19 protein-coding genes are annotated in these 23,579 nt (G+C 58.7%); 5 read left to right on the top strand and 14 right to left on the bottom strand.

The features are described from left to right. Positions 1-8 precede the first annotated feature (8 nt). From flgK to ACXAGD_RS18100, 3 genes are read left to right on the top strand one after another with little or no spacing between them, the layout of a single operon-like run. Positions 9-1,460 (top strand): flagellar hook-associated protein FlgK, encoded by a 1,452-nt coding sequence (gene flgK, locus ACXAGD_RS18110; RefSeq protein WP_475212338.1) that lies wholly within the window; start codon positions 9-11, stop codon positions 1,458-1,460. Between the two features lie 2 nt (positions 1,461-1,462). Then, a complete protein-coding gene (locus tag ACXAGD_RS18105) occupies positions 1,463-2,470 on the top strand; it encodes a flagellin (protein ID WP_475212335.1) in 1,008 nt (335 codons plus the stop codon). Continuing rightward, a complete protein-coding gene (locus tag ACXAGD_RS18100) occupies positions 2,467-3,561 on the top strand; it encodes a flagellar basal body P-ring protein FlgI (protein WP_475212333.1) in 1,095 nt (364 codons plus the stop codon). The genes ACXAGD_RS18105 and ACXAGD_RS18100 overlap by 4 nt, the downstream gene beginning before the upstream one ends. A gap of 38 nt (positions 3,562-3,599) precedes the next feature. Here the strand turns inward: ACXAGD_RS18100 and ACXAGD_RS18095 are convergent, their stop codons facing one another. The 7 genes from ACXAGD_RS18095 to ACXAGD_RS18065 form a co-directional block, all read right to left on the bottom strand. Beyond that, complete coding sequence (locus ACXAGD_RS18095; RefSeq protein ID WP_475212331.1) at positions 3,600-4,247, bottom strand: DUF1523 family protein; 648 nt, start codon at positions 4,245-4,247, stop codon at positions 3,600-3,602. An 11-nt stretch (positions 4,248-4,258) separates the two neighbouring features. Continuing rightward, positions 4,259-4,525 (bottom strand): hypothetical protein, encoded by a 267-nt coding sequence (locus ACXAGD_RS18090; RefSeq protein ID WP_475212329.1) that lies wholly within the window; start codon positions 4,523-4,525, stop codon positions 4,259-4,261. After that, positions 4,526-5,863 (bottom strand): DUF6638 family protein, encoded by a 1,338-nt coding sequence (locus ACXAGD_RS18085; RefSeq protein WP_475212327.1) that lies wholly within the window; start codon positions 5,861-5,863, stop codon positions 4,526-4,528. It lies immediately after the preceding gene. Then, the gene (locus ACXAGD_RS18080) at positions 5,863-6,489 is read right to left on the bottom strand and encodes a hypothetical protein (RefSeq protein WP_475212325.1); all 627 of its coding nucleotides are present in this window, start codon (positions 6,487-6,489) and stop codon (positions 5,863-5,865) included. Before ACXAGD_RS18080 ends, ACXAGD_RS18085 begins: the two co-directional genes overlap by 1 nt. Continuing rightward, positions 6,486-8,417 carry an AAA family ATPase gene (locus ACXAGD_RS18075; protein ID WP_475212323.1) on the bottom strand — a complete coding sequence of 644 codons (1,932 nt, stop codon included), beginning with the start codon at positions 8,415-8,417 and terminating at the stop codon, positions 6,486-6,488. Before ACXAGD_RS18075 ends, ACXAGD_RS18080 begins: the two co-directional genes overlap by 4 nt. Positions 8,418-8,439: 22 nt before the next feature. Further along, a complete protein-coding gene (locus ACXAGD_RS18070) occupies positions 8,440-9,558 on the bottom strand; it encodes a hypothetical protein (protein WP_475212321.1) in 1,119 nt (372 codons plus the stop codon). Between the two features lie 277 nt (positions 9,559-9,835). Then, on the bottom strand, positions 9,836-10,915 hold the full coding sequence (locus tag ACXAGD_RS18065; RefSeq protein WP_475212319.1) for a hypothetical protein: 1,080 nt from the start codon (positions 10,913-10,915) through the stop codon (positions 9,836-9,838). 272 nt (positions 10,916-11,187) lie between these two features. Between ACXAGD_RS18065 and ACXAGD_RS18060 the strand changes: the two genes are divergently transcribed. Together ACXAGD_RS18060 and ACXAGD_RS18055 are read left to right on the top strand one after the other, a co-directional pair. Next, positions 11,188-12,663: an NAD-dependent succinate-semialdehyde dehydrogenase gene (locus ACXAGD_RS18060; RefSeq protein WP_475212317.1), complete on the top strand. Its 1,476-nt coding sequence runs from the start codon at positions 11,188-11,190 to the stop codon at positions 12,661-12,663. Between the two features lie 127 nt (positions 12,664-12,790). Then, positions 12,791-14,974 carry an esterase-like activity of phytase family protein gene (locus ACXAGD_RS18055; protein WP_475212316.1) on the top strand — a complete coding sequence of 728 codons (2,184 nt, stop codon included), beginning with the start codon at positions 12,791-12,793 and terminating at the stop codon, positions 14,972-14,974. A gap of 99 nt (positions 14,975-15,073) precedes the next feature. On the opposite strand, the gene ACXAGD_RS18050 is transcribed toward ACXAGD_RS18055, so the two are convergent. The 7 genes from ACXAGD_RS18050 to ACXAGD_RS18020 all read right to left on the bottom strand — a co-directional run bounded on the left by ACXAGD_RS18050 (position 15,074) and on the right by ACXAGD_RS18020 (position 23,548). After that, the gene (locus tag ACXAGD_RS18050; RefSeq protein WP_475212314.1) at positions 15,074-17,050 is read right to left on the bottom strand and encodes a glycosyltransferase family 2 protein; all 1,977 of its coding nucleotides are present in this window, start codon (positions 17,048-17,050) and stop codon (positions 15,074-15,076) included. Positions 17,051-17,340: 290 nt separating this feature from the next. Continuing rightward, on the bottom strand, positions 17,341-17,808 hold the full coding sequence (locus tag ACXAGD_RS18045) for an Hsp20 family protein (protein WP_170327839.1): 468 nt from the start codon (positions 17,806-17,808) through the stop codon (positions 17,341-17,343). Positions 17,809-17,930: 122 nt separating this feature from the next. After that, positions 17,931-18,746, bottom strand: a complete 816-nt coding sequence (locus tag ACXAGD_RS18040; RefSeq protein ID WP_475212312.1) for a trypsin-like serine peptidase — start codon at positions 18,744-18,746, stop codon at positions 17,931-17,933. Beyond that, on the bottom strand, positions 18,743-19,534 hold the full coding sequence (locus ACXAGD_RS18035; RefSeq protein ID WP_475212310.1) for a trypsin-like serine peptidase: 792 nt from the start codon (positions 19,532-19,534) through the stop codon (positions 18,743-18,745). Before ACXAGD_RS18035 ends, ACXAGD_RS18040 begins: the two co-directional genes overlap by 4 nt. A gap of 118 nt (positions 19,535-19,652) precedes the next feature. Further along, positions 19,653-20,969 (bottom strand): glycolate oxidase subunit GlcF, encoded by a 1,317-nt coding sequence (glcF, locus tag ACXAGD_RS18030; protein WP_475212308.1) that lies wholly within the window; start codon positions 20,967-20,969, stop codon positions 19,653-19,655. A 4-nt stretch (positions 20,970-20,973) separates the two neighbouring features. Continuing rightward, the gene (locus tag ACXAGD_RS18025) at positions 20,974-22,074 is read right to left on the bottom strand and encodes an FAD-binding protein (RefSeq protein WP_475212306.1); all 1,101 of its coding nucleotides are present in this window, start codon (positions 22,072-22,074) and stop codon (positions 20,974-20,976) included. 25 nt (positions 22,075-22,099) lie between these two features. After that, on the bottom strand, positions 22,100-23,548 hold the full coding sequence (locus ACXAGD_RS18020) for an FAD-linked oxidase C-terminal domain-containing protein (protein ID WP_475212304.1): 1,449 nt from the start codon (positions 23,546-23,548) through the stop codon (positions 22,100-22,102). Between the last annotated feature and the right edge of the window lie 31 nt (positions 23,549-23,579).

Below are 23,579 nucleotides of genomic sequence, written 5' to 3'. Positions count from 1 at the left end.
GCTGCCCAATGAATATGACGACGGCATTTAACAACGCAGTAAGCGGTCTTACGGCCGCGGGCCGGGGGACGTCGGTTGTGTCGGACAACCTCGCCAACGCGCTGACCCCCGGCTTTGCCAGACGGTCGCTGGAATTGACGACAAACGCGATTTCGGGTCATGGGGTGCGAACGGTTGGCGTGGTGCGCAACCAAGACCCGGTCCTGACCGCCAATCGTCGCGCGACAGATGCGGATCTGGCGTTTCAAACCGCTATGTCCGGGTTTCACAGCAAGGTCGAAAGCCATATCGGCAAGGTCGATAACCCCGCCTCGCTCGCGACCCGGCTGGCCGATTTCGACAGTAGCCTGATCACCGCCGCCAGCCTGCCCGACTCGTCCGAGCGACTGGATCAGGTCGCCCGCACCGGTCGCGATCTTGCCAACAGGATCAACTCTGCTTCCGAAGGCGTGCGGCAGCTACGCTCGGACGCGGACCGCACAATCGGCAAGCAGGTGGACAGCCTGAACCAAACGCTCAGGGATATCGAGAAGCTGAATGCCAGAATCCCCTCGGTCAAGCACTCGGGCGGTGACATCGGGGCCTTGCTGGACCAACGGCAGGTGCTGATCGATCAGGTCAACGAGCTGATACCGGTCAATGCAGTGCCACGGGCGAACGATCAGGTATCGCTGTATTCCGATGGTGGCCTGATCCTGCTGGAAGGCACCGCGGTGCAGTTTTCCTTTACGACCACCGGCGATACCAAACCCCATATGACCGTCGGCAACGGCCTGCTGTCGAGGCTGGAGATGAATGGCAACCCGGTGCGAACCAGTGGCGACACTGCCCAGATTCGCGGCGGTGCGCTGATGGCTCAGTTCCAGATCCGCGATGAGCTGGCTGTGGAAGCACAAGCTAATCTGGACTCGGTCGCACGGGACCTGATCGAACGGTTCGAAACCCCCGGTCTGGACCCCACCGCGCTGCCCACCGATGCAGGCTTGTTTACCGATGCGGGCAACCGGTTTGATGCCACCGCCCCGGCAGGGCTGGCCTCGCGCATCAGCCTGAACGTGATTGTCGATCCCGACAGAGGTGGCGAAAGTTGGCGGCTACGTGACGGGCTGGGCGCTGTGGCCCCCGGTGATCCGGGCGATGCCACGCAGTTGCAGGCCTTTGGCGCCATTCTCAACGACGCGCGCCCTGTCGCCGGTTCACCCTTTGGCTCCGGCGCCATGCGCGCCTCTGATCTGACCGAAGCGCTTTCGTCCAAAGCTGGCGCAAACGCACACACGGCCAGCCAACGCCTGACCTTTGCCAACAGTGCGCAGCTGGAAATGGCCCGGATCGAGGCTGAAGACGGCGTCGATACGGATCAGGAGCTACAGCGCCTGATGCAGATCGAACAAGCCTATGCCGCCAATGCCCGGGTCATCTCGGTGGTGGACGAATTGATGAACACTCTGTTGAGGTTGTGATGATGAATTTGATGTCTATCGGTGATCTGGCGCGGGGCATGACATTAAAGACCCGCTCGGCCGAACTGAAAACCCAAATCGAAACCCTGTCGTACGAGATGTCCACCGGAAAGGTTCACGATGTCTCTGGGCGCCTGGATGGCGATTACTCGCACCTGCTGGATCTGGATCGCAGCCTGTCGCGTCTGGACGCTTACAAGGTGTCCACGGCCGAGGCCGGGCTGTTCACCGATGCGATGCAGTTGAGCCTGACGACAATTAATGACTCGGTCAGCGAATACACTGCGTCTTTGCTGTCATTTGGCACCTCGAACCAGGCGGTCAGTCATGAGAACGCGTCGGTGCAGGCACGCAATGAGCTGGATACGATCATGTCTGCGCTGAACACGCGGGCGGGTGGGCGCAGCCTGTATTCCGGAGTGGCCACGGATGTATCGCCCCTGCCCTCCACCGATACGTTGCTGACTGCGCTGGAGGCCGAGTTGACGGGACACGCCACAGTGGCGGATATTCGACAGGCGGCCGAGGATTGGTTCACCGACCCCACCGGCTTTGACGCGGTGATTTATCAGGGATCGGACACCGCCTTGGCCGCGATGCAAATCTCTGAGAATGAAAGCGTCCGCATTCCGATCACGGCAACGGATCCAGCGATCAAGGATGCGTTGCGTGATATCGCCGTTGCGGCGTTGGTGTCGGATGACAGGCTGAACCTGCCGCGTGATCAGCGCACGGCTTTGTTCACGCAACTGGGTGTCGATCTGGCGAATACCCAGAATGATATCGTGAACCTGCGCGCGCATGTAGGGGCGGCCGAGGCGCGGATCGAACAGGCCGCCACCCGCAACAGTGCCGCACAAACCAGCCTTGAATACAGCCGGAACAAACTGATCGCTGCGGACCCATATGAAACCGCCGCGCAGTTGCAAACCGTGCAGTTCCAATTGGAGAGCCTGTATTCCGTCACCGTTCGCAACGCGAACCTGTCCTTGGTGAATTTTCTGAGATGAAGCTTCTTGTTTTCTTATTGATGCTGCTGCCCGGGATCGCATCGGCAGGTGCGATCCGCCTGAAAGATCTTGTGGATTTCGACGGGGTGCGCGGGAATGACTTGGTGGGCTATGGTCTGGTTGTCGGGCTGAACGGCACCGGCGACGGATTGCGAAACTCTCCCTTCACCGAAGAGATCATGTCGAGCATCCTGGAACGGCTGGGCGTCAATGTGAACGGAGAGGATTTTCGCCCTAAAAACGTGGCGGCGGTGCTGGTCACTGCCAGCCTGCCGCCTTTTGCGCGTGTAGGCGGGCAGATCGATGTGACGGTGTCAGCCATCGGCGATTCCAAAAGCCTGTTGGGTGGAACGCTGATTATGACGCCGCTGAACGCGGCGGACGGTCAGATTTACGCAGTGGCACAGGGTACGGTTCTGGCCGGTGGTGCCGTGGCCGAGGGAGAAGCCGCCTCCGTCGTGCAGGGGGTTCCGACCTCAGGTGTGATCCCTTCAGGTGCGCGCGTCGAACGTGAGATCGACTTTGACCTCTCGACACTGACGCAAATGCGCCTCGCCCTGCGCGAACCGGATTTCACCACTGCCAGCCGCATCGAGGTTGCGATCAACACCGAGTTCAACCGGGCGGTGGCGATCATGCGCGATTCCGGCACGGTAGAACTGAACATCGCCGCGACGCAGGCGATTTCCACAGCGCACGCGCTGGGCAGGATTGAAAGCATTCTGGTCGAGCCGGAAACCAAGGCCCGCGTGGTGGTCGATCAGCGCTCGGGCACCATCGTCATGGGGCAAGAGGTCCGCATTTCTCGCGTGGCGGTATCGCAGGGCAACCTGACCCTGACGGTTGAGGAGTCGCCGATTGCGGTTCAACCCAACCCGTTTGCTCGCGGCGAAACGGTTGTCGTTCCCCGCACATTTGCCGGGATCGAAGAGGAAGAAGGCACCGGACTGGCCGAAATCCCCGAAGCCACCACGCTGTCCGAGGTCGTTGCCGGCCTGAACGCCCTTGGTGTTTCACCCCGGGACATGATCGACATTTTGAAAACGATCAAGGCCGCCGGGGCGCTGCACGCGGAATTCGTGGTCAGATAGAGAAAACCGCGAGGGCTTGGGTCAAACGACCCCCGCCCTCATTTAGATTTCCAGCTGTCCAGCCACCGGCGAAAACCGTTGCGCTTCTCTTCAATAGCATCGCCTGCCGCGTAAATACCGTCTTCGACATTCTCCAGCATCGGGTCTATGCGGCGCTGCCGGAACCGGCGCCAGCGCACCCAGATCGCCCAGACGATGGAAAAGAAGACAGTCAGGAAGATGATATTGAACCAGGGGATCAGCCGTACATCAGGGCTGTCCACCGGGCGTACCGACACTACGTTGGGAAAGATCGACATAAGCTGATTGCGCCAGCCATAGTGCCGTATCACCACCCATTGCGGGTCTGCAGCAGTTGAGACGAGGTTGGTCAACTCGGCCTGAAGGTTCGAGCTGTCGAGTTTGAAGTAGGGCGGCCAGCCCCAGCCGGTATCCTCGTTCCGGTAAACACGCGGCTTGCCGTTGGGGCGGAAGGTTTCGACAAAACGCACATCGCGGTTGGTTGTTTGGGCCCCTTCCTGACCAGTATCCTGCTGTGCCCAGAAAATCGAGTTTTCACCAAAATCGACGCGCCTTACCTCGGTTTTAACGATCCGCACCACATCCTGCTGCGGCAGGGTATATTCCAGAACTGCGGCGACCAAGCCCCAGAAAACAATGATGAACACCCATTTGACATAGACCATCTATCCGGCCCTCACATGAAATTTGTTATATAGATCAACAGGGCAATGGCCCCAAGCGGAATGACATAGACACCCAGCAGAAGTTTCTTTCGGAATGACTTGTCATACTGCCGCATCCCCCGTTCGAGAAAAGCCTCACGGTCGCCATGCAACCCTTTTTTATCCCAATGCGCGATCAGCTTGCGCCGCCGAACCAGACGGGAATAGATCGACAGCCCGAAATAGATCACCGTTAGAATGATCAGCAGTGGAATCAGAAAGCGGATTGCAACGATCATTCAGTTCCTCCCAACAGCGCCCCAGGGCCCGACGCGAGCGATGATGTCATCGCTGACCCTGTCGGTCCCGCTCATGTCCGGTTCATGGCCGAACAAAGCGGCGCGGGCGCCAGCCTTGTCCACCTGATACTCGCGCGCAAGGAAGTCGGCAACATAGGCTTTTTTGGCCTCGGGCCAGGTGGAATAGGTACTGTAGAACAACTCCTTATGGCAGATGAACATCTGGCGCGGGTCCAGTGGGGCCAGCTCGGCCAGCAACATATTCACCAGATCGCGGTTCGGCGTTTCCGCCGCACGCAACGTGTAGAAATAGGCCGGGTGATCCGAGGTGATACGCGGCCACGGACCGCCAGAGCTCGCCCAGCGCAGCAGTTGGGCAAGTCCGTGAAAGGCTTCGGGCAGGCGGTCGGCATGGTTTCGCGCCAGACGCCGCATGTCGCTTCGGTCCAGCCCGTTCAGGTCAACCCCCGCGTCGGCGGCAGCGTGAACGGTCAAAAAATCCATCTTTTGCTGAAGAACGGCGGCCGAGTTCACGCCGCGCGCCTCGATGATCGTCTCGACCAGATTGTTATCATTCAGGAAGGCCGCAATCCGATGCCGTTGGGTTGGATCAAACACCTGCTCAATCGGCAGGTCATCGGACCGTTCGCCCATGCAAATCGCCGTCGGATCATCCAGATCGGGGAACAGGTAGAGCCCGCCGAAATGCGCCGTCCAGAAATTGCGCTGTTCAAAGGCGGTGTGGCGCAGGTGAACGGGGTTGCGGGTGACATCGCCGGTTTCCTTGGCGGTTTCGATCATCTTGGCGATCAGCACGTCATCGAACCAGGCGTCCTCTTCGGTCTTGAACCGTTCGATCATGCCCGCCAGTTGCTCGGCCTTGCGCAGGGTGCCGCCGACCGTGTCCGCCTCAATCTCGATCTTGCGCAGGTTCAGCAGGTCGCGCGGCGTCGTGAGTTTGAAGACCGAGTTCACCAGCTCTCCGGCCACTGCATCGGTGGCGGTCAGGGCGAACAGCTGCGCCTCGTTCATCTCGATGAATTCCCGCAGGATATCGCGCGAGGTCGAGAATTTGACGTTCAGCAGAGGCGCGCGTTTCTGCTCGGTCGTCAGCAGGATGAATTGCCGGTTGACCCCGTTGGGGTTGAGGTAGAGCGGGTCGTCCAGCTCAATCCCCACCTCCGGCGAATAGCCCGAGATATCGACATGGAAATCCGTCAGCGCCGTGGTCTTGCCCGCCAGATGCTGCAGCGCGCGGTTATACCGCTCAACCAGAGCCGGGCTGGAGATGTGGACGAGGTTGCCGAACATCAGGCCTTTTTTGATGAGGCGGATCATTACTTGAGCTTCTTCCGAAGAAAGTTCTCAATAGGAATCATCGCACTATTATAGTCACTCCGAAATTTGTCATCGCTATTCAACCTACCATACAGAAAATATCGTTTATCGCTGAAGCTATCCTGAGCCACAATCTTCTCAGCCCCTGAAAGAGAAGGGTTTGATGCTTTGAGATAATCTTCCAGAACGAGTTTTAACTCCCATTCAAGATCGAAAACCGGACTAAACAATTCTCTTGAGTCAATATTCCAAACTGCGTCTGCTTCCAACAATAGCGGATAAAGGTCCGACCTAACTTCTGAAATTTTCTCCCATCTCTTCTCATAAACAGCGAAAATCTCCGAAAAACGTTTGCTCGCGTAATCTGCATCTTCAGGTTGATCTTTGCCTTCCACGGCTGCGGCTATTTCAGCCCCCAAGATTGCGGGATGCCGGGCTGCTTCCACGGCATCTCGATGTTTGTACAAAAGCTTAAGTATATCGGTAGCAAGCCTATGGTCTGTCTGGTAGGAAACTTGGGACTTCCATGTGTTTAGCCCAAAATAAGCAGCACCAGCAGCCACAACCGCTGCAATTGCGGTAACGCTGTTGGCAAAAGCTGAAATGACAGCTGGTATTTCACTCATTCCTTCCCCTCCAGATACCGCCGCTTGGCCTCTTCCATCCGGCCCATCTCGCGGACGGCGTTCTCTATGGCGACCTCATCGCTCTTGTCGGCATAGCGGAACTCGCTGTCGGCGTAGCGGTTGATCTCTTGGATCACCATTTCTACCGTAATCGGCTGGCGCAGGTCCTCGATCATCGCTTTCTTGGTGTCGTAGTCGCGGAACAGGAACAGGTCTGGGTTTTCCATCCACTCGTCGGGCAGTTCGAAGTCCATCGCGCGGACCTTGACCGCGTCGGTGATGTTTTTGATCGCACGACCGGTGAAGCGTTCATCCGCCTGCTGAATCGCCTTGAGGTAGGTGCCCAGTTTGGCGATGGTGTCCATCTGGCCGATCTCGCCAGACACCCGGTCATAGACCTGCAACAAAGCATCCTCATGCGGGCGGGAATGGCTTTCGAAACTGGCGGCGACGGCCTTCTTGATTTCCTGCGCGGCATAGGCTTCGTGTTCGCCCAGCGGGATGTCGTGGTTGCGGCCCATCAGCAGGTGCAGAATGTCGATGTAATCCTCGCGCGTTTGCGGCCCGTCCACCAGGAACCGAGCGCCCGCCCGCTGTCGCAGGGCGTCGTCCACGTTCTCGGGGTAGTTCGAAAACATGCCAAAGGTGCAGTTGCCGCGCACGACGGTGTTCGCGCCCGCAAAGCTTTCCATCAGCACGGCGGTGATTTCCAGTTGCCCGGCCGAGGACTGCCGGTCGCCGCGTTTGCCCGCCAACTGGTCGATGTCGTCGATGGTGCCGAAGCCGATGACCGAGGGGTCGATGATCGTGTTGATAAAGGCCTTGGCGTTCTGGCCGGACTTGCCCTGATAGCTGTCGATATTGTCAGTGCTCAGGTTCTGATAGCGGAACGGGTAGCCCGCGTTCTGGCAATAGTCGTTAATCAGTCCGGCCATCATCTGGATCAGGGTGGTCTTGCCGGTACCCGGCTTGCCGTCACCCATGAAGGTGAAGATGAATCCGCCAAGTTCCGCAAACGGATTCAGACGTCGGTCGAAGTCGTAGGCCATCACCATCTTGGCCAGCTTCATCGCCTGATACTTGGCGATATGGTTGCCGACCACTTCGTTCGGCTTTTTGAACGTCATGGTCAGGGTGGTGGATTTCGCCTTTGAGGCCGGCTCAAAACCCCGGATGGTCAGATCGTCGGCCTCGATATGCCAGGCGGCGTTCTGGAACGGGGCCAGATGGCCCGCGGATTGGGCGCGCAGGGCGGCCTTTTCCATCAGTTGCTCGGCATAGGCGCTGGTGGCGGCGATCAGGTGGGCATCATCGGGGGCGTGTTTGGCCAGCGTCTGGTCCAGCTCCCACAGCGCGCCGTGCAGGGCAAGTTGGCCATTGTCGGTCAGAACCTCTTCGATCTCACCAATATCGACGGTTGTCTCACCCAGGTGCGAGGACATCAGATAGGCCAGCGCATTGCCTAGGGTATGGGAGGTGATCAGGGCCTCAGCCGTCAACAGTTCCGAGAATTCGGTCTTGCGGGCGGGCGGCAGATCTCCAGCCAGATTGGCCCGTTTGAGATCGGCCAACGGGGTCTGCTCTGCGTATGCTTCGGCCACGGCGAGAGCGATGGCAATTGCGCGGCGAATGGCCTGCTGCGTGGTGGCCTGCGGCGGTGACACCAACGCATCGTCCTCATCCGAGGCCTCGATCCGTTCGACCAAATGCACGCCATCCGCGCGCACGGTGCGCCGTGTCACAAGCCCCGGCGTGGTCGATCGGAACCGCCGTCCGGTCGATATACCCGGCGACCGCTCAACAGCAGCCTCAACAGGTTTGGCGATCCTTGGTGCGTGCTCGAACCCGTTCAGCAAGGCGGTCGCAGCGGGATAGTGTTTGCGAATGTCTTCTTCGCGCAATTCCATCTGATCTGACGTCAAACTCATTTCAAAATCGCCTTTGCTATCTTCAATATCTCAACACCTGCCCGGTCTTGCTGACGACGAACTTGCGCACATCGGCGAACCCCGGCGGGTTGCGTTCGGCCAGCACCTGAAACGGGCGTTGGGGCAGGATGATCGACCGCTGGGTGCGGGTGGCGCCGGTTTCGGCCCCCTGCCCGCCGAACGGATCCAACGCAAAGACCTCGCGCTCGACGGTCGAGAACCAACCGGCGCGCTCTTCGATCACCTCTTCGCTTTCCAGCTCTTCGGTGGTCCAGGCCAGCGCCCAGTCTTGCCCCTCGGGCGCTTGTGCGTCCTCCAGCACCTGCCGCAAGGGGCCGGATTGCTCGGTATAGGCCGAGGAATACATCGGGCCCACGTGGATGCGGCGCAGGTGTTTGGGGTGCAGGTCGTCAAAATCCTGATCGAAGCCTTTGGCGATGGTCACCAGTTTCAACCCACCCAGGGACTGCGCCATCAGATGCGCCTGCACCTCGGGCCAACGGCGCTGATCCTTGGGCAGGGCCGTCTTGCCGCTGTCCTCAAGCTGCATCAGGTAGATGACCGGCAGGTTGATCTGGCTGTCATAAACCGCCCAATGCACCATGAACTTGCGCCGATCGCCTTCGTTGCCGATCCAGTGGCATTCGGGATCATTGCGGGACCAGAACAGCTGCCCCTTCAGAAGTTCCTCGTAATAGAGCCTTTGAGACAGCGCGAATTGCAGCTTGGTGGGGATTGCCTGATCCCCGATGATGGTGCGCACCATGTCAGTTTTCAGGTCATCTTCCGAGGGCATATTCGCCAGATGCACCTGCGCCTGCTGCGCGTCATTGGCCATGGTCAGCAGCTCAGCCGCCACCGGAAACCCGCTGTCGCGCTTGTCCATGGCGAGGCTGCCAAAGAACCGCCCCGTATCGCGCCCGACCAGCAGGTATTTCATGGAAAGCGCCCGGAAGGTGTAGAGCAGCCCCGAGAGGTAACGCGACACGATCCGCACTTCTTGCTTGCTGATTGCGCCCTCCGCCTCCATCGTCGCGGCCACGCGCAGGAGGTGGACGGTAATCACCTCGAATTTGCGGAAATAACGGCGTGAAGCGAAAGTGTCGGTCAGACCGACATGGTCTTGGGTCGGGTTAGTCATTATCCACGCGCTCTTTTCTTTGTCGGCGGCCGAACAACTTCTTATCAAGCTGTTCAAGCTTGATGAGGCCGTTGGCGAACTGAACGCAGAGGCAAAATGTCACCAAAAGAACACCCGCTATAAGCACAAGTTTAATCACCAAATGGTCTGGCACCCAATTAGTTGTCAGAAGAAGCAAAGTTAGGAACCCGCCAAAGACAACAAAGTGAATCCCTATCCTGAACCTGTAGCGTATTCTTTTAGGCTTGCCTTTGGAACGGAACGTCACTGAAGCGCCTCACCCCCCATACAAGTTCTTATCATGCTTCTCGACAATCGAGGCAAACCGGCGGGCAAAGCGTTCATCCGCCTTGGCCTTTTTCTCCAGCACGTCGCGGGCAAAGACCATGTGGTCCTCGTGCGCCTCAAGCATGTCGGCCATTTTCTGATTGGTCGCAGTGCCGATGGCAGCCATGGCGGTTTGCGCCTCTTGATCCGTTTGCACACCGATCTCGTTGATGCGGTGGGCCACGTCCTGCTGCTGCGCGGTTTTCAGCGATTTGGTGAGGGCGTCATACAGCACCACGCGCTGTTGCGTGTCTGTCTGCAGCTTGTTGATCAGCACCATCTGCGTCGCCGCCTGGTTTTGCAATGAGTCGACCCAAGTCTTGCCCTTTTCGATGTAACGCTCCAGCGTCTGGGATTTGGCCAGCTTGACCTGCTCTTCCTGAACCTTGGCGTTATATTGCTTGTTCAGCTCGGCCAGTTCGGTTTCCAGCTGGGTGCGCGCGGCGGCGTCCTGTTCAACGCTGATCTTGTTTTCCAGCGTGATGATCGTCGGGTCCATGCCCTGAATCTCGGCGCGCAGCGATTCCAGCTCGGCCACGGTGGCTTCGCGGTCGTCCAGTGTGCCGGTCAGGTTATCCTCGACCTTAACGCGTTGTTCTTCCAGTACGGATAGCTGCCCTTCCAGCAGTTTCACGATCACATCGGATTTGGCGATCAGGTCCTGCAGCTTGTCGTCGATATTGGCGGTGCGCATGCGTTCCTGCCGCATCGATTCCGATTTTCCACGTGAGAAGATGCCGACAAACGACTCCCACCCGGTTTTCGAGCGCATCTCGTCGAAATCCTTGGAAAACGCATTGGTGACGTCGTCCAGACCCATGATCAGCTCGGCGATGTTTGCGTTCATCACTTCGGTATGGGCGTGCACATCCTCAAGCGTGGCATTTTCGATGTCGATATCCGCCTCGGCAGTGCCAATTTTTGCGCGCGCATCCTCTATCCGCGAGGTCAGCCCTTCAATCTGTGACTGGCTTTCGCGCACTTTGGTCTGAGTTTCTTCGATCAAGGCGTCAAATTGATGGTTCGACATCTGCACTATCCCCTTTTTTTGTTCATTTGCCCAATAAGATAGAGAATGTTACGATCATTTACATCCCCTCGGGCTCTAAAATCATGCAGACTTTCGCAAACTCGTCACGAAAAAGATAGCGCTATGATGCAGCCGTTTGCGATCTGTTGAACATCTACAATTCCGGGTTTTTGATCAAATCTGGATTGATCCGAGAGGCACAGTGGACATAGACAATTCCGACCCCACCTGATTGGGTGCGCGTGAACCCTATTCCTGCCGGAGGCCGACCCATGCTGGACGCAACAACCGACCTGAAATCGATCCTGAAAAACCCCGATCTGCTGGTGACCAAAGCCTATATCGGCGGCCAGTGGGTGGATGGCGACAATGGCACTTTTGCCGTGACCAACCCAGCCCGGGGCGATGTGGTGGCCGAGGTTGCCGATGTCAGCCGCGCGCAGGTGGCCGGGGCCATTGCCCAGGCCGAGGCGGCCCAGAAGGAATGGGCCAAACTGACCGGCAAAGAGCGGGCTGTGATCCTGCGGCGCTGGTATGACCTGATGATGGAAAACGCCGAGGATCTGGGCAAGATCCTGACGGCAGAACAGGGTAAACCCCTGGCCGAGGCGGTAGGCGAAATCGGGTATGGCGCGTCCTTCATCGAGTTCTTCGGCGAAGAAGCCAAGCGCGTCTATGGTGAAACCATTCCCGGCCATCAGCGCGACAAGCGGATCACCGTTTTGAAGCAACCCATCGGCGTGGCGGCCTCGATCACGCCGTGGAACTTCCCCAACGCGATGATCACCCGCAAAGCGGCGCCTGCGCTGGCCGCAGGTTGCGCCTTCGTGGCCCGTCCGGCGACGGAAACACCGCTATCGGCGCTGGTTCTGGCTTTGCTGGCCGAGCAGGCCGGTGTGCCTGCCGGCGTGTTCAACGTCGTGCCCTCGTCCCAGGCCAGCGAGATCGGGAAAGAGTTCTGCGAAAACCCCGGTGTGCGCAAACTGACTTTTACCGGCTCGACCGAGGTAGGGCGCATCCTGCTGCGTCAGGCCGCCGATCAGGTGATGAAATGCTCGATGGAGCTGGGCGGCAATGCGCCCTTCATCGTCTTCGACGACGCTGATCTGGATGCCGCCGTCGAAGGTGCGATGCTGTGCAAGTTCCGCAACAACGGTCAGACCTGTGTCTGCGCCAACCGCATCTACGTGCAAGCCGGGGCCTATGACGCCTTCGCCGCCAAACTGAAGGCCGCCACCGAGGCGCTGCAGGTTGGCGATGGCCTTACCCAGGGCACTACCACCGGTCCGCTGATCAGTGATGAGGCCGTCGCCAAGGTGCGCGAACACATCGCCGACGCCACCGAAAAAGGAGGCGTCGTTCTGACTGGTGGCCTGCCCCATGATCTGGGCGGCACCTTCTTCCAGCCCACCATCGTCACCGGCGTCACGCAAGAGATGAAGGTCGCGCAGGAAGAAACCTTTGGCCCTTTGGCGCCTTTGTTCAAATTCGAGGACGAGGATGACGTGATCGCCATGGCCAATGACACGATCTTTGGTCTGGCGTCCTATTTCTACGCCAAGGACCTGAGCCGCGTCTACAAAGTGGCCGAGGCGCTGGAATATGGCATCGTGGGTGTGAACACCGGCATCATCTCGACCGAGCTTGGGCCGTTCGGCGGCGTCAAACAATCCGGTCTGGGCCGCGAAGGCAGCCACTACGGCATGGAAGACTATCTTGAGATGAAATACATCTGCATGTCGGTTTGATCCCAAAAGCCCCGGTGCGGCGCGCCGGGGCCATTTTGTTTGTCACAAAACTGCAAACAAATCGTCACATCCCTGCAATGCGCTGGGTCCATTCCCCTGTCATCCAAGTAAAGGGGGATACCTACCGATGTCATTGCGCCTTGTTTGCCTGACATCTGCTCTTGCCCTGACCGCCGGTCAAGCCATGGCAGAAAAGAACTTCAACCGAATTGCGTCTTTCCCGGTCGTCAAGAACATGGCCGAGGGCGCGGATACCACCCGTGAGACCTCGCCCGAAATCATCGCGGCAACTGCGGATGGCATGACGCTGGTTTACACCGACAGTCCGCTGGGTGTGATCGGCATGATCGACATCAACGACCCCGCGAACCCGTCCCCTATGGGTGCAATGGATGTAGGCGGTGAGCCGACATCAGTCGGTATCGTAGGCGCGACGGCTTTTGTGGGCGTGAACACATCTGAAAGCTATACCGCCCCCTCGGGCAAGCTGATCTCGGTCGATATCTCGGGTAAGGCAGAAACCGGCGCCTGTGATCTGGGCGGCCAGCCCGACAGCGTCGCTATCGCCCCGGATGGCAGCTTTGTTGCCGTCGCAATCGAGAACGAACGCGACGAAGACCTGAATGACGGCATCATCCCGCAACTGCCCGCCGGTTCGCTGGCTCTGGTGCCACTGAAGGATGGCGCGCTGGATTGCGCAGGTATGAAGATGGCATCGCTGACCGGTCTGGCTGACGTAGCGCCCACCGATCCCGAACCCGAGTTTGTTGACATCAACGGCCTGGGTGAAACCGTCATCACCTTGCAGGAAAACAACCACATCGCGGTTGTCGATAAAGATGGCAACGTGGTCAGCCATTTCTCGGCCGGCGCGGTTGATCTGGAAGGCATCGACGCCACGGATGAACGCGGCGCACTGATCTTCAACGAAAGCCAGCCGGGCCGTCTGCGCGAGCCGGACGCGGTGAAATGGATCGACGACAACCACTTCGCCACCGCCAACGAAGGTGATTATGAAGGCGGGTCGCGTGGTTGGACCATCTTCCACAAAGACGGCAACGTTGTTTACGAGAACGGCACCGATTTCGAGAAGGCTATCATCCAGATCGGCCACTACCCAGACAAACGCTCGGACAGCAAAGGCGTTGAGCCGGAAAGCGTGACCGCAGCCACATTCGGCGGTACGCCTATGATCTTTGTCGGAGCCGAGCGCGCCTCGGTCGTGGGTGTTTATGATGCCACCGATCCGACCAACCCGGTTCTGAAACAGCTGTTGCCCTCGGGCGTTGGCCCAGAAGGCTACGTTGCCATCCCCGAGCGCAACCTACTGGTCTCGGCAAACGAAAAAGACCTGATCGAAGACGGCGGCCCGCGTGCGCATGTGTCCATCTTCGAATACCAGGACGCCCCTGCAGATTACCCGCATCTGACCTCGAAAGGTGCGGATGAGTTGATCGGATGGGGCGCGTTGTCTGGTCTGGTCGCGGACGAAGACGGCATGATCTATGCGGTCAATGACAGCTTTTACGGATTTCAGCCCTCGATCTTCAAGATTGACCCCAGCCAGCAACCGGCCCGCATCGTGGACGTGATCCGCATTCACCGGCAGGACGGAAACCCGGCACAAAAGCTGGATCTGGAAGGCATCACGCTGGACGGCAACGGTGGCTTCTACGTTGCCTCCGAAGGCCGCACCGACCGCGTCATCCCGCACGCGATCTATCACGTCTCGGCCGAAGGCAAGATCAAAGACCGCAAGGGCGAGATCGGCCTGCCGCCGGAACTGATGGCGGTTGAGAAACGCTTTGGGTTTGAAGGCATCACAAAGGTAGGTGACACCTTGTGGATGGCCGTTCAGCGCGAATGGAAGGACGATCCGGAAAACCACGTAAAACTGGTCGCCTACAACCTGGACACCAAGGAATGGGGTGCCGTGCACTATCCCAAGGCGGACCCGGAAAAAGGTTGGGTTGGGTTGTCGGAAATCGTTGCTTTCGGAGACTATGTCTATGTCATCGAGCGCGACAATCAGCACGACCACCGCGCGGTGACCAAGAAGATCTACCGCATCCCGCTGTCCGAAATGACCCCTGCCCCGCTGGGCGGCCCGCTGCCCGTGGTCAGCAAGCAAGAGGTCCGAGACCTGCTGCCTGACCTGACCTCGACCGGCGGCTACGTTCTGGACAAGATCGAAGGTCTGGCCATCCTGCCCTCAGGCGAGGCGTTTGTGATGACCGACAATGACGGCGTCGACGATGCCTCGGGCGAGACGATGTTCTGGTCGATCGGATCGGTTTCGGCTGGAAACTGATCAGCTTGGTAAATGACAAGCCCCGCTCGGTCACGAGCGGGGCTTTTTGAACCAGAATTCAGACCTCTGGGTCACCCGCAAAAGCCTCAGGACGTTGGATCAATCCCAAGGCTCGTACAGCACATCGGAATAGTGACTGTTTGGCCAATCGGGATCGACGCGACCCATCCATGGACATCGCCATGCAGCGCCAAGCTGCTCGTCAATCTCGGCGCTGCGGATCTTGTTGGTTGCACCGTTTGGCACCAGTGTGATCTCGCCCAGATAGATTTTGTTTTCCCGCAGGAACATGTCGACGCGGATAAAGTCGAAATTCCGTCCGATCCCTTCCGCGATCTGGATCATTGTCGGCAGGCAATCCGGAATGGAAACCGGATCACCCGATCTGAAATACAGTTCTTTCTCGATGAAATTTCCGTCACGATCATAGATTGTCTGGATGTGATGGGTCTGACGGCCTGTATCGACCTGAAACAGCGCAACCCGACCGTTGGCCACGAAGAATTTCCAATCCGGTGCGTCGCCGCCTTCAAGACTCAGGTCTTCTTCGAAGTAGATGTTGCGCGGCATAGCTTCATACCACCAGAGCGAGCGTACTTCGTCATGCACCTTTGTCAGCCACTCGGTCGAGAGGTCTGAGGCCTCGGCACGCAGTTGGTCGGATGCCGGCAAAGCGACCGGCATATTCGTTCCGGAACTGTGGTTCGATTTAAAATAGTAAGTGCCTTCAGGCAGCTCATCATCCGCGGGCAATCCCGGTCGATCTGATATCCACGGCCTTTGCGGAATGGTCACCTTTGGCCGCAAATCTCTCGGCAAGTATCCGGCGCTTCGCAATTTATCGGACGGGCTGGGCTTGGGTATCGGACCGAAGAATTTGAACAGAACCTGCTTTTCGGTGAAGCTCGTCGGCGCGATCAGGTTCGGTAACCGTTTGTGAAATCGCAGGTATTTTCGAATGGAATGCGCCAAGGCAACCGGCAGCGACTCGCCAATCACGTCAATCCCCCGCTGAAATCCGGGCGGTGGATCTAGGTCTACACCGTGCAAGCCATTGTCTCGAATGATCTTCAGCGCATTCCGTGAATAGTGTATCGGCTTTTGTTCCTCCGGAGGCTGCCACGCGCTCAGATACTGTGCTCTGATCCGCGCAACCAAGTCGTGCAAGTTGCACACTTTCGACAGCCGCTCCATTTCTTGCCGGGTCTGGTCTTGCCACCTGAGGATGGACGTATCCCTGGCCTCATTGAGGTTCCACCTTTTGTAGAAATTCTGCGTGTGCCGGTCGCTCGCGTTTTTGTATCCCCGGCCTCGTTCTGCCTTGAGGCTGAACGAATGCGGGTCACGCACCATATAATGGTTGATTTGTGCTAACTCATAGCTCACGACCTGTCCGAAAAAACCTCCCATCGGGCTCTGCCCGGTGGATACCCAACGCGTGAGCCAGTTCCTTTGCCGGTCGTTCACATTGGCGTCGTCCAGCGACAGGGCCTCACCGGTAGGGGTCGAAAACCGTTCCAGCCGAGAGGCCCCCGGTTCCAGATCGCAAAGGTGCAGGAACTGGGAAAATCCCCGCGTCTCTTTGTTCTTTTGAAAAAACGTTTTGAACTGCGTTCTTTCCAGACCTGCGTCACATTGGGTGTACTCGTTGGAAATGTACCGGCCGTTAAAAACAAGGTTTCCGGAATCCCCGAACACACGCCAATTGATCAGCATCCCGATACGATCCTGCGACCCGAGGTGATGCACAAGATCTACGACGGCGCCGCGTCCAACGTGAATGTTCAGAAACTCGTCAGCATCCAAAAAGATGCCCCAGTCGCCTTCTTTCAGAATGCCCAGTTCTGCAACCAACCGGGTGGCATTCTCTTGCGCCGAGCGCCCTTCCGGTACCTCTTGACGGATGGTCTGAACTTCACCCTGTTCGGACAGCGCGCGCAGCAGGTCGTCGGTTGCGTCAACGCAGTCATTCGTGACGATAATGATCTGATCGAACCCAATCGCTTTATGGTAGGCGACCCATTCCAGCAGAAAGGGCGCTTCGTTCTTCATTGCCGAAAACAGTATGTTCGCCATCTTAAAAGTTATTCTCTGCTCTACCCAATCAACCCGAGCCGCGATCGTTTCATTGAACCGAAATATACAGACTTCACCGGGTGTTCACGTAGTAGCAGCCCCATCGTCATGATGAAATATCGTATTGCTTGCGGAACAAGAGGGCGCCGGGCTGGTCGTGGGCAATTGTCGCTTACACAGCTGGATGTTTCCAGCCCTGCAAACAACAACGCCCCGCGCCTGGAGGTGCGCGGGGCGTGCAGTCTGCGACAGTCCAGAGAGGCGGGACTATCGCTTTGGGGTCAACGGCCTCAGTTCACGGCCTTGGCGTCGACCACGTCCTTTTCGATGGCCTTGGCCGAAGAAATCTCGATCCGGCGCGGCTTCAGGGCCTCGGGCACTTCGCGCTTCAGGTCGATGTTCAGCATGCCGTTTTCATGGCTCGCGCCGGTGACGCGAACATGATCGGCCAGAGCAAAGCGGCGCTCGAACGCACGGGTCGCGATGCCACGATGCAGGTAGCTGCGCTCTTTGTCCTCGGCGGCTTTCTTGCCGGCGACGATCAATGCATTTTCCTTCACTTCGACCGACAGGTCATCTTCCGAAAAACCGGCGACAGCAACCGAGATGCGATAGGTGTCAGCATCGGTTTTTTCGATGTTATAAGGCGGGTAGCTGGGCTGGGCCACGTCATTGGTCAGAACGCGATCCATCATGTCGGCGATCTGGTCGAAACCGATGGTGGCGCGGTGCAGCGGTGCAAAATCGAATGTACGCATATGTCATATCCTCATGTCTGAGCGATCTGTGTTTTGCCCTCCGTTCGGACGGGCGGTTCAGTGTGCCAGGCCCCGTTTGCGGCGACCCGGTACAGTTCACATGGGGAGCATTTTGACCGAGTTCAAGACCCGCCGGGCGAGATGAATTTCGCACCCGAACTGGACTTGCCCGACCCGACCTGCAGGCGGCGGATTGCGGCTTTGGGTTTCGGCTTGTCGCGGCGAATATCGGCCTTGAGATCCGAAACGATTCCAGCCAGTTCCATCCCGAAACCGATCTTTTGCTCGCCATCGGTTCCGACTGCGGACACGACCGACAAAATCTGCCAGCGCGGGCCTTTTCGCGCCAATAACGCCGATCCGGACGAGCCGAATGTAATATCGCAGTTAAAGGTGATCAGACCCTGCCGACGCTGCAAAATCTGGCAGGATCGTTCGCGGGTGATCGCCTCGGACCGGCCACGCCCGTATGAGGCAAGACTGACCTCTTTTCCCGCTACGCCGCCGTTATACAGCACGAAAGGATCCGCCACAGAATAGGGAATGGGCTGTTCCAGTCGCATCAGCGCGACATCCGCCCGCACGGCTGCGGCCGAAAGCTCGGGGTGGTTGCGATAATCCGGATGCACCGCGATCTGGACGACCTTGCGATCGGCCAGTGATTTGCCATAGCTCAGCCCGGCCCGGAAGGTCACCTCGCCCGAGGCGTAGGTCTTGCCGGTATCATCGTCGATCGCGCAATGGGCGGCAGTTAGAACCAGATCCTGCGCGATCAGCGTGCCGGTGCAGAAGCCGTTCTTGCCGATGTCCAGGCGGCCGATGGCTTCCCAGCCGAACAGATCTTCGCGGTCGGTCAGCTCGCGCTTGCTGCTTTGGGCATGAGACGCGGTAGCAATAAGCGACAGGCCCAGCACGGCGCTCAGCAGAAATCGTGTCATGGCTTGATGAACCTTGCGCCAATGTTTCTGTTGCGCCCCCCTTGGGATGTGTCGGCGAGAAACCCGCGCCCGGCGGACAATTCGGCGTGCAACACAGGCAACGATCCTTCGACTGCGGTGCCAACCGCGACCCGCTGACCATTGAATTCCGCCTTGGCGGCCACCACGGACACAATGCGCGGCCGGTCGCCGTCAAAGGAAAAGACCGGTGCCCCGGATGAGCCGAACTCGACATCGCAGGACATCACCAAAACTTCGGACTGGCGGGTCATGACCGAACACACCTCTTGCAGCGAAGGGGCCTCGGCACGGTCGCGCGCATAAGACACCACGCCCACCTCGGCGCCGCGGCGCGGGCGGTCTCCGGTTTCAAAAGGGATTACGGTGGTATTGCGGATGGGTTGCCACAACTCGATCAAGGCTATGTCGTTGCCCAGCCGCGCGGTCGGAGTTTCCCTGCTGTAGCGGTAGTCGGGATGAATTACGGCCTGCCGGGCCGCACGATAGGCCGAAGCACGGCCCAGACGCCATGCGGCGAGAAACTCGACCTCGGAAAGATCGACCCGCTGACCCGTCGCCTTGTCAAACAGGCAATGGGCGGCGGTCAGGACCAAAGTCGGTGAGATCAGCGTTCCGGTACAAAAGCCCGCGCCGTTGATGTCCAGACGACCCACAGCCATCCACGCCCGCCCTGCATCGGTGGTGTCCAGGCTTTTCAGCCCGCTGTCCTGCGCCATGGCGGCCATCGGCGTCAATGCCAGCGCGATTGCCCTGATCCAGTTTCGCAAGCGGTTCTCCGGCGTTGCTGTTAGCTTACCTTCCTACGCGCCGCGTGGGGCGAAAATAGGGCGGTCGCGACTGATGCGCTTTCACCGGGGAACTGATGCACCGCTGCATCATCTGCGCTTATCTCAGGATCGGAACCTCTGGCGCGTGGCCCACCTGCAAGGCCCGTGGTTCTGGGCCGCCGGTGGCCCAGTCCAACAACTCGACCGTGTGCAAAATCGGGACATCCGTGCCCGAACTGATCTGCATCATGCAGCCGATATTGCCCGCAGCGATCACATCCGGGTTTTTCGCCTCTAGGGTACTGACCTTACGTTGCTTCAACTGGCCCGAGATTTCGGGTTGCATCAGGTTGTATGTACCCGCACTGCCACAGCACAGATGGCTGTCAGCAGGCTCTAATACCGAGAATCCCACCCTTTTCAGCAAATCCTTGGGATGGGATTTTATCTTTTGCCCGTGCTGCAGTGAACAAGCCGCGTGATAGGCAACAGTCAATCCCTTATCCGCGCCTTCCGGCAGGTCGAGCTGAACCAACAGCTCGCTGATATCCATCGCTATGCCCGACACCAGCGTTGCATCCTCGGACAGAGGATCGTTGCGGAACATGTGCCCGTAGTCCTTGACAGTGGTGCCGCAGCCCGAGGTGTTGATAACGATGGCGTCCAGACCTTCGCCATTCAACTCTGCCATCCAGGCTCTGATGTTGGCTTTTGCCGCTTTGTGGCTGTCCTGCACCTTGCCCATGTGATGGGTCAATGCGCCACAGCATCCAGCACCTTTGGCCACTACGACCTCGCACCCCAACCGCGTCAGCAGACGGATCGTCGCATCGTTGATATCGGTGTTCAGCGCTTTTTGCGCGCAGCCCGTCATCAAAGCGACGCGCTTGAGTCGCTGCCCATTGGGCGCAAAACTCTGCGGGTCATCATTGCGACTGACCGGAGGGATGCGTTTTGGCGCCATGTCCAGCATCGCACGCAGCCTTGCATCAGGCATCAGGAACCGGAAAGGCCGGCCCAGCTTGGCCCCGATCAACGCCCAGCGGAAACGCATCGGATAGGGCAGAATCTGCGCCAGTACCCAGCGCAATGCGCGATCTGTGAAGGGGCGTTTGTAGTTGGCCTCAATGTATTCGCGCGCGTGGTCAACCAGATGCATGTAATGCACACCCGAGGGACAGGTTGTCATGCAAGCCAGACAAGACAGGCAACGGTCGATATGCTTGACGGTTTTCTCATCCGGCACACGCTCATTTTCCAGCATGTCCTTGATCAGATAGATACGCCCGCGCGGACTGTCGAGCTCATCCCCCAGCACCTGATAGGTCGGGCAGGTAGCGGTACAAAACCCGCAATGCACACAGCTGCGCAGGATTTCATTTGAGCGCTGTATCGCCGGGTCTTGCAGCTGTTTTTCGGTGAACGTCGTCTGCATCGGCTTACCCCATCAGTCCCGGATTAAGAATACCACGAGGATCAAAACGCGCGCGCAATCCTTTTGTTAGAGCCTGAACACCCGCGGATTCAGGCTGAAATCGACCTAAGGCACGGACCGTTTCTGCACCCGCGCGTACAAGCGTCGCATGGCCGTCAAACCTGCCCAACCGTGCACGTACATCGGAACCTTCGGGAACCAGCGCCCAGATCAGACCTCCGCCCCAATCCAGCAGAGTTTGATCCGCTTCAACTCGGGCCACGATTTCAGGCGCGTCAGTGGGTTTGACCGAGATACGCCAAACATCACCTACCTTGCCGTGAAACGGTCTGACATCGCGCAGGCCCAGCCAAAGTTCGGCGGACTCCGAGACCTCGGTGATCTCGCCGAACCCCGATAGCTTGGTTTTCAGCTGTTCTGTTCGGTAGGTTACTGAATCTGAGAACCCCTCAACCCGCAACAACGCCCGCCCGTCCTGCGGGTTATAGGAGGCCCCGCTGACCTCGAACGGGGATTTCAGCGCGGCGGACAGGGCCTGAACCGCATCCACGACTTCTGTGACGTGCACCGCGAGGGTCGCAACGGACTCGGACTTGGGCAGCACCTTCAGCGACACTTCGGTCAGGCCCCCAAGCGTGCCCCACGACCCAGCCATCAGCTTAACCAGATCGTAGCCAGTGACGTTTTTCATCACCCGACCGCCATTCTTGATCACCTGCCCAATGCCGTCGACATAGCGCACACCCAGCAGGAAATCGCGGCAGGCCCCGGCCTGAATGCGGCGAGGTCCCGAGATATTGGCAGCCACCACACCGCCAATGGTCGGCGTCCCATTGGTGCCCAGCAACCCGCGATGGTCCATCGGTTCAAACGCCAACTGCTGCCCTTCGGCTTCCAACGCGGCTTCAATCTCGGCTACGGGTGTGCCCGCCTGCGCCACAAGGGTCAGCGCACCGGGTTCATACAGGGTGATCCCGCTCAGCCCCGAGGTCTCGAGCGTGGTCTCCGGCCCGCTCAGCCCACGCGTGCCACCGCCGACAATTCGCACCGGTTCCGTCAGCCCGGCCACCATCTCGGCCAGTTCGGCCTCTGTCTTGAGTTTCATCGTAAAACTTCTTTGTTAGAGCCTGTTATTCCGCAGCCAACCGCACATCCCGACGGGACTCGGATACGTCCAGAGGGAACACTTTCGCGGGGTTCAGCAGCCACTTGGGATCGAACACATCCTTGACGGCCATCTGCGCCTCAAGATCCGCAGGCGCGTATTGATGGGACATCAGGTCCCGTTTTTCGATGCCCACGCCATGCTCGCCGGTCAGGCAACCGCCCACATCAACGCAGAGCTTCAGGATATCGGCCCCAAACGCCTCGCACTTTTCAAGATCACCTGGTTTATTGGCATCGAACAGGATCAGCGGGTGCATATTACCGTCGCCCGCGTGGAAAACGTTGCCCACAGGCAGGCCGTATTCCGCGCTTAGCTCTCCAATCCGGCGCAAGACTTCGGGCAGCGAGGACACCGGGATCGTGCCGTCCAGACACATGTAATCGTTCATCTGCCCCATTGCGCCAAAGGCCGATTTCCGGCCTAGCCAGATCTTGGCGCTTTCTTCGTCCGATTGGCTCTCGCGCAGTTCCACCGGGTTGTGGCGTTTGGCGATTTCGATAATTTTCGACAGTTGATCGTCGATCTCAGCCTCGGACCCTTCGACCTCAACGATCAACAGCGCGTGGCAATCCGGATATCCCGCGTGGGCGAAGTTTTCACAGGCCTTGATGCAGAGTGTGTCCATAAACTCGATCGCGACCGGCAAAATGCCCGATTTGATGATATCGGATACGCATTGCCCCGCGACTTCATTGTCGTCGAAGCCCATCAGAACCGGCCGCGCGCCCTCGGGCTTACGCAGAATACGCAACGTGGCCTCGGTCACTACGCCCAGTTGCCCTTCTGAGCCGCAGATGACCCCCAACAGATCCAGTCCGCCCGCATCCAGATGCGCGCCGCCGATCTCGACCACGCTACCATCCATCAAGACCATCTTGACGCCCAGCAGATTGTTGGTGGTCACACCATATTTCAGACAATGCGCCCCGCCCGAGTTCATCGCGATATTCCCCGCAATAGCGCAGGCCAATTGCGAGGACGGATCGGGCGCGTAGAAAAAATCCTCTTCCTCGACTGCGCCGGTCACGCTCAGGTTGGTGCGGCCGGTCTGAACGCGGATGAAGCGGTTATCGTAGTCGGTCTCCAGTACCTCATTCATTCGGGCGACGCCCAGAATGACGCTATCCGCGGTGGGTAACGCACCACCCGCCAGCGACGTGCCCGAGCCGCGCGGCACCACCGGCACGCCTTCCTCATGGCAGATACGCAGCACGTCCGAGACCTCTTGCGTGTTTGACGGCAGCACTGCCAGCATCGGCGGGCAGCGATAGGCGGTCAGCGCGTCACATTCATAGGCACGGGTTTCAGCCGGTTCATGGATCACGGCGTCCGCAGGCAACACCTGCAACAGGCGCGACAGGACAACCTGCTTGCGCGCCAGGATTTCGGGGTTTGGCTGGGGCATTTCCATCGCTTATCCTCCGTTTGGTAAAATAATATTA

The organism is Ruegeria sp. ABF4_144 (assembly GCF_056160045.1).
This window is presented reverse-complemented; position numbering and strand designations above follow the sequence as displayed.

Bases quoted from the DNA above. Each gene is read 5' to 3' on its own strand.
- flgK (WP_475212338.1), top strand. From the start codon at position 9: ATGAATATGACGACGGCATTTAACAACGCAGTAAGCGGTCTTACGGCC.
- ACXAGD_RS18105 (WP_475212335.1), top strand. From the start codon at position 1,463: ATGAATTTGATGTCTATCGGTGATCTGGCGCGGGGCATGACATTAAAG.
- ACXAGD_RS18100 (WP_475212333.1), top strand. From the start codon at position 2,467: ATGAAGCTTCTTGTTTTCTTATTGATGCTGCTGCCCGGGATCGCATCG.
- ACXAGD_RS18095 (WP_475212331.1), bottom strand. From the start codon at position 4,247: ATGGTCTATGTCAAATGGGTGTTCATCATTGTTTTCTGGGGCTTGGTC.
- ACXAGD_RS18090 (WP_475212329.1), bottom strand. From the start codon at position 4,525: ATGATCGTTGCAATCCGCTTTCTGATTCCACTGCTGATCATTCTAACG.
- ACXAGD_RS18085 (WP_475212327.1), bottom strand. From the start codon at position 5,863: ATGATCCGCCTCATCAAAAAAGGCCTGATGTTCGGCAACCTCGTCCAC.
- ACXAGD_RS18080 (WP_475212325.1), bottom strand. From the start codon at position 6,489: ATGAGTGAAATACCAGCTGTCATTTCAGCTTTTGCCAACAGCGTTACC.
- ACXAGD_RS18075 (WP_475212323.1), bottom strand. From the start codon at position 8,417: ATGAGTTTGACGTCAGATCAGATGGAATTGCGCGAAGAAGACATTCGC.
- ACXAGD_RS18070 (WP_475212321.1), bottom strand. From the start codon at position 9,558: ATGACTAACCCGACCCAAGACCATGTCGGTCTGACCGACACTTTCGCT.
- ACXAGD_RS18065 (WP_475212319.1), bottom strand. From the start codon at position 10,915: ATGTCGAACCATCAATTTGACGCCTTGATCGAAGAAACTCAGACCAAA.
- ACXAGD_RS18060 (WP_475212317.1), top strand. From the start codon at position 11,188: ATGCTGGACGCAACAACCGACCTGAAATCGATCCTGAAAAACCCCGAT.
- ACXAGD_RS18055 (WP_475212316.1), top strand. From the start codon at position 12,791: ATGTCATTGCGCCTTGTTTGCCTGACATCTGCTCTTGCCCTGACCGCC.
- ACXAGD_RS18050 (WP_475212314.1), bottom strand. From the start codon at position 17,050: ATGGCGAACATACTGTTTTCGGCAATGAAGAACGAAGCGCCCTTTCTG.
- ACXAGD_RS18045 (WP_170327839.1), bottom strand. From the start codon at position 17,808: ATGCGTACATTCGATTTTGCACCGCTGCACCGCGCCACCATCGGTTTC.
- ACXAGD_RS18040 (WP_475212312.1), bottom strand. From the start codon at position 18,746: ATGACACGATTTCTGCTGAGCGCCGTGCTGGGCCTGTCGCTTATTGCT.
- glcF (WP_475212308.1), bottom strand. From the start codon at position 20,969: ATGCAGACGACGTTCACCGAAAAACAGCTGCAAGACCCGGCGATACAG.
- ACXAGD_RS18025 (WP_475212306.1), bottom strand. From the start codon at position 22,074: ATGAAACTCAAGACAGAGGCCGAACTGGCCGAGATGGTGGCCGGGCTG.
- ACXAGD_RS18020 (WP_475212304.1), bottom strand. From the start codon at position 23,548: ATGGAAATGCCCCAGCCAAACCCCGAAATCCTGGCGCGCAAGCAGGTT.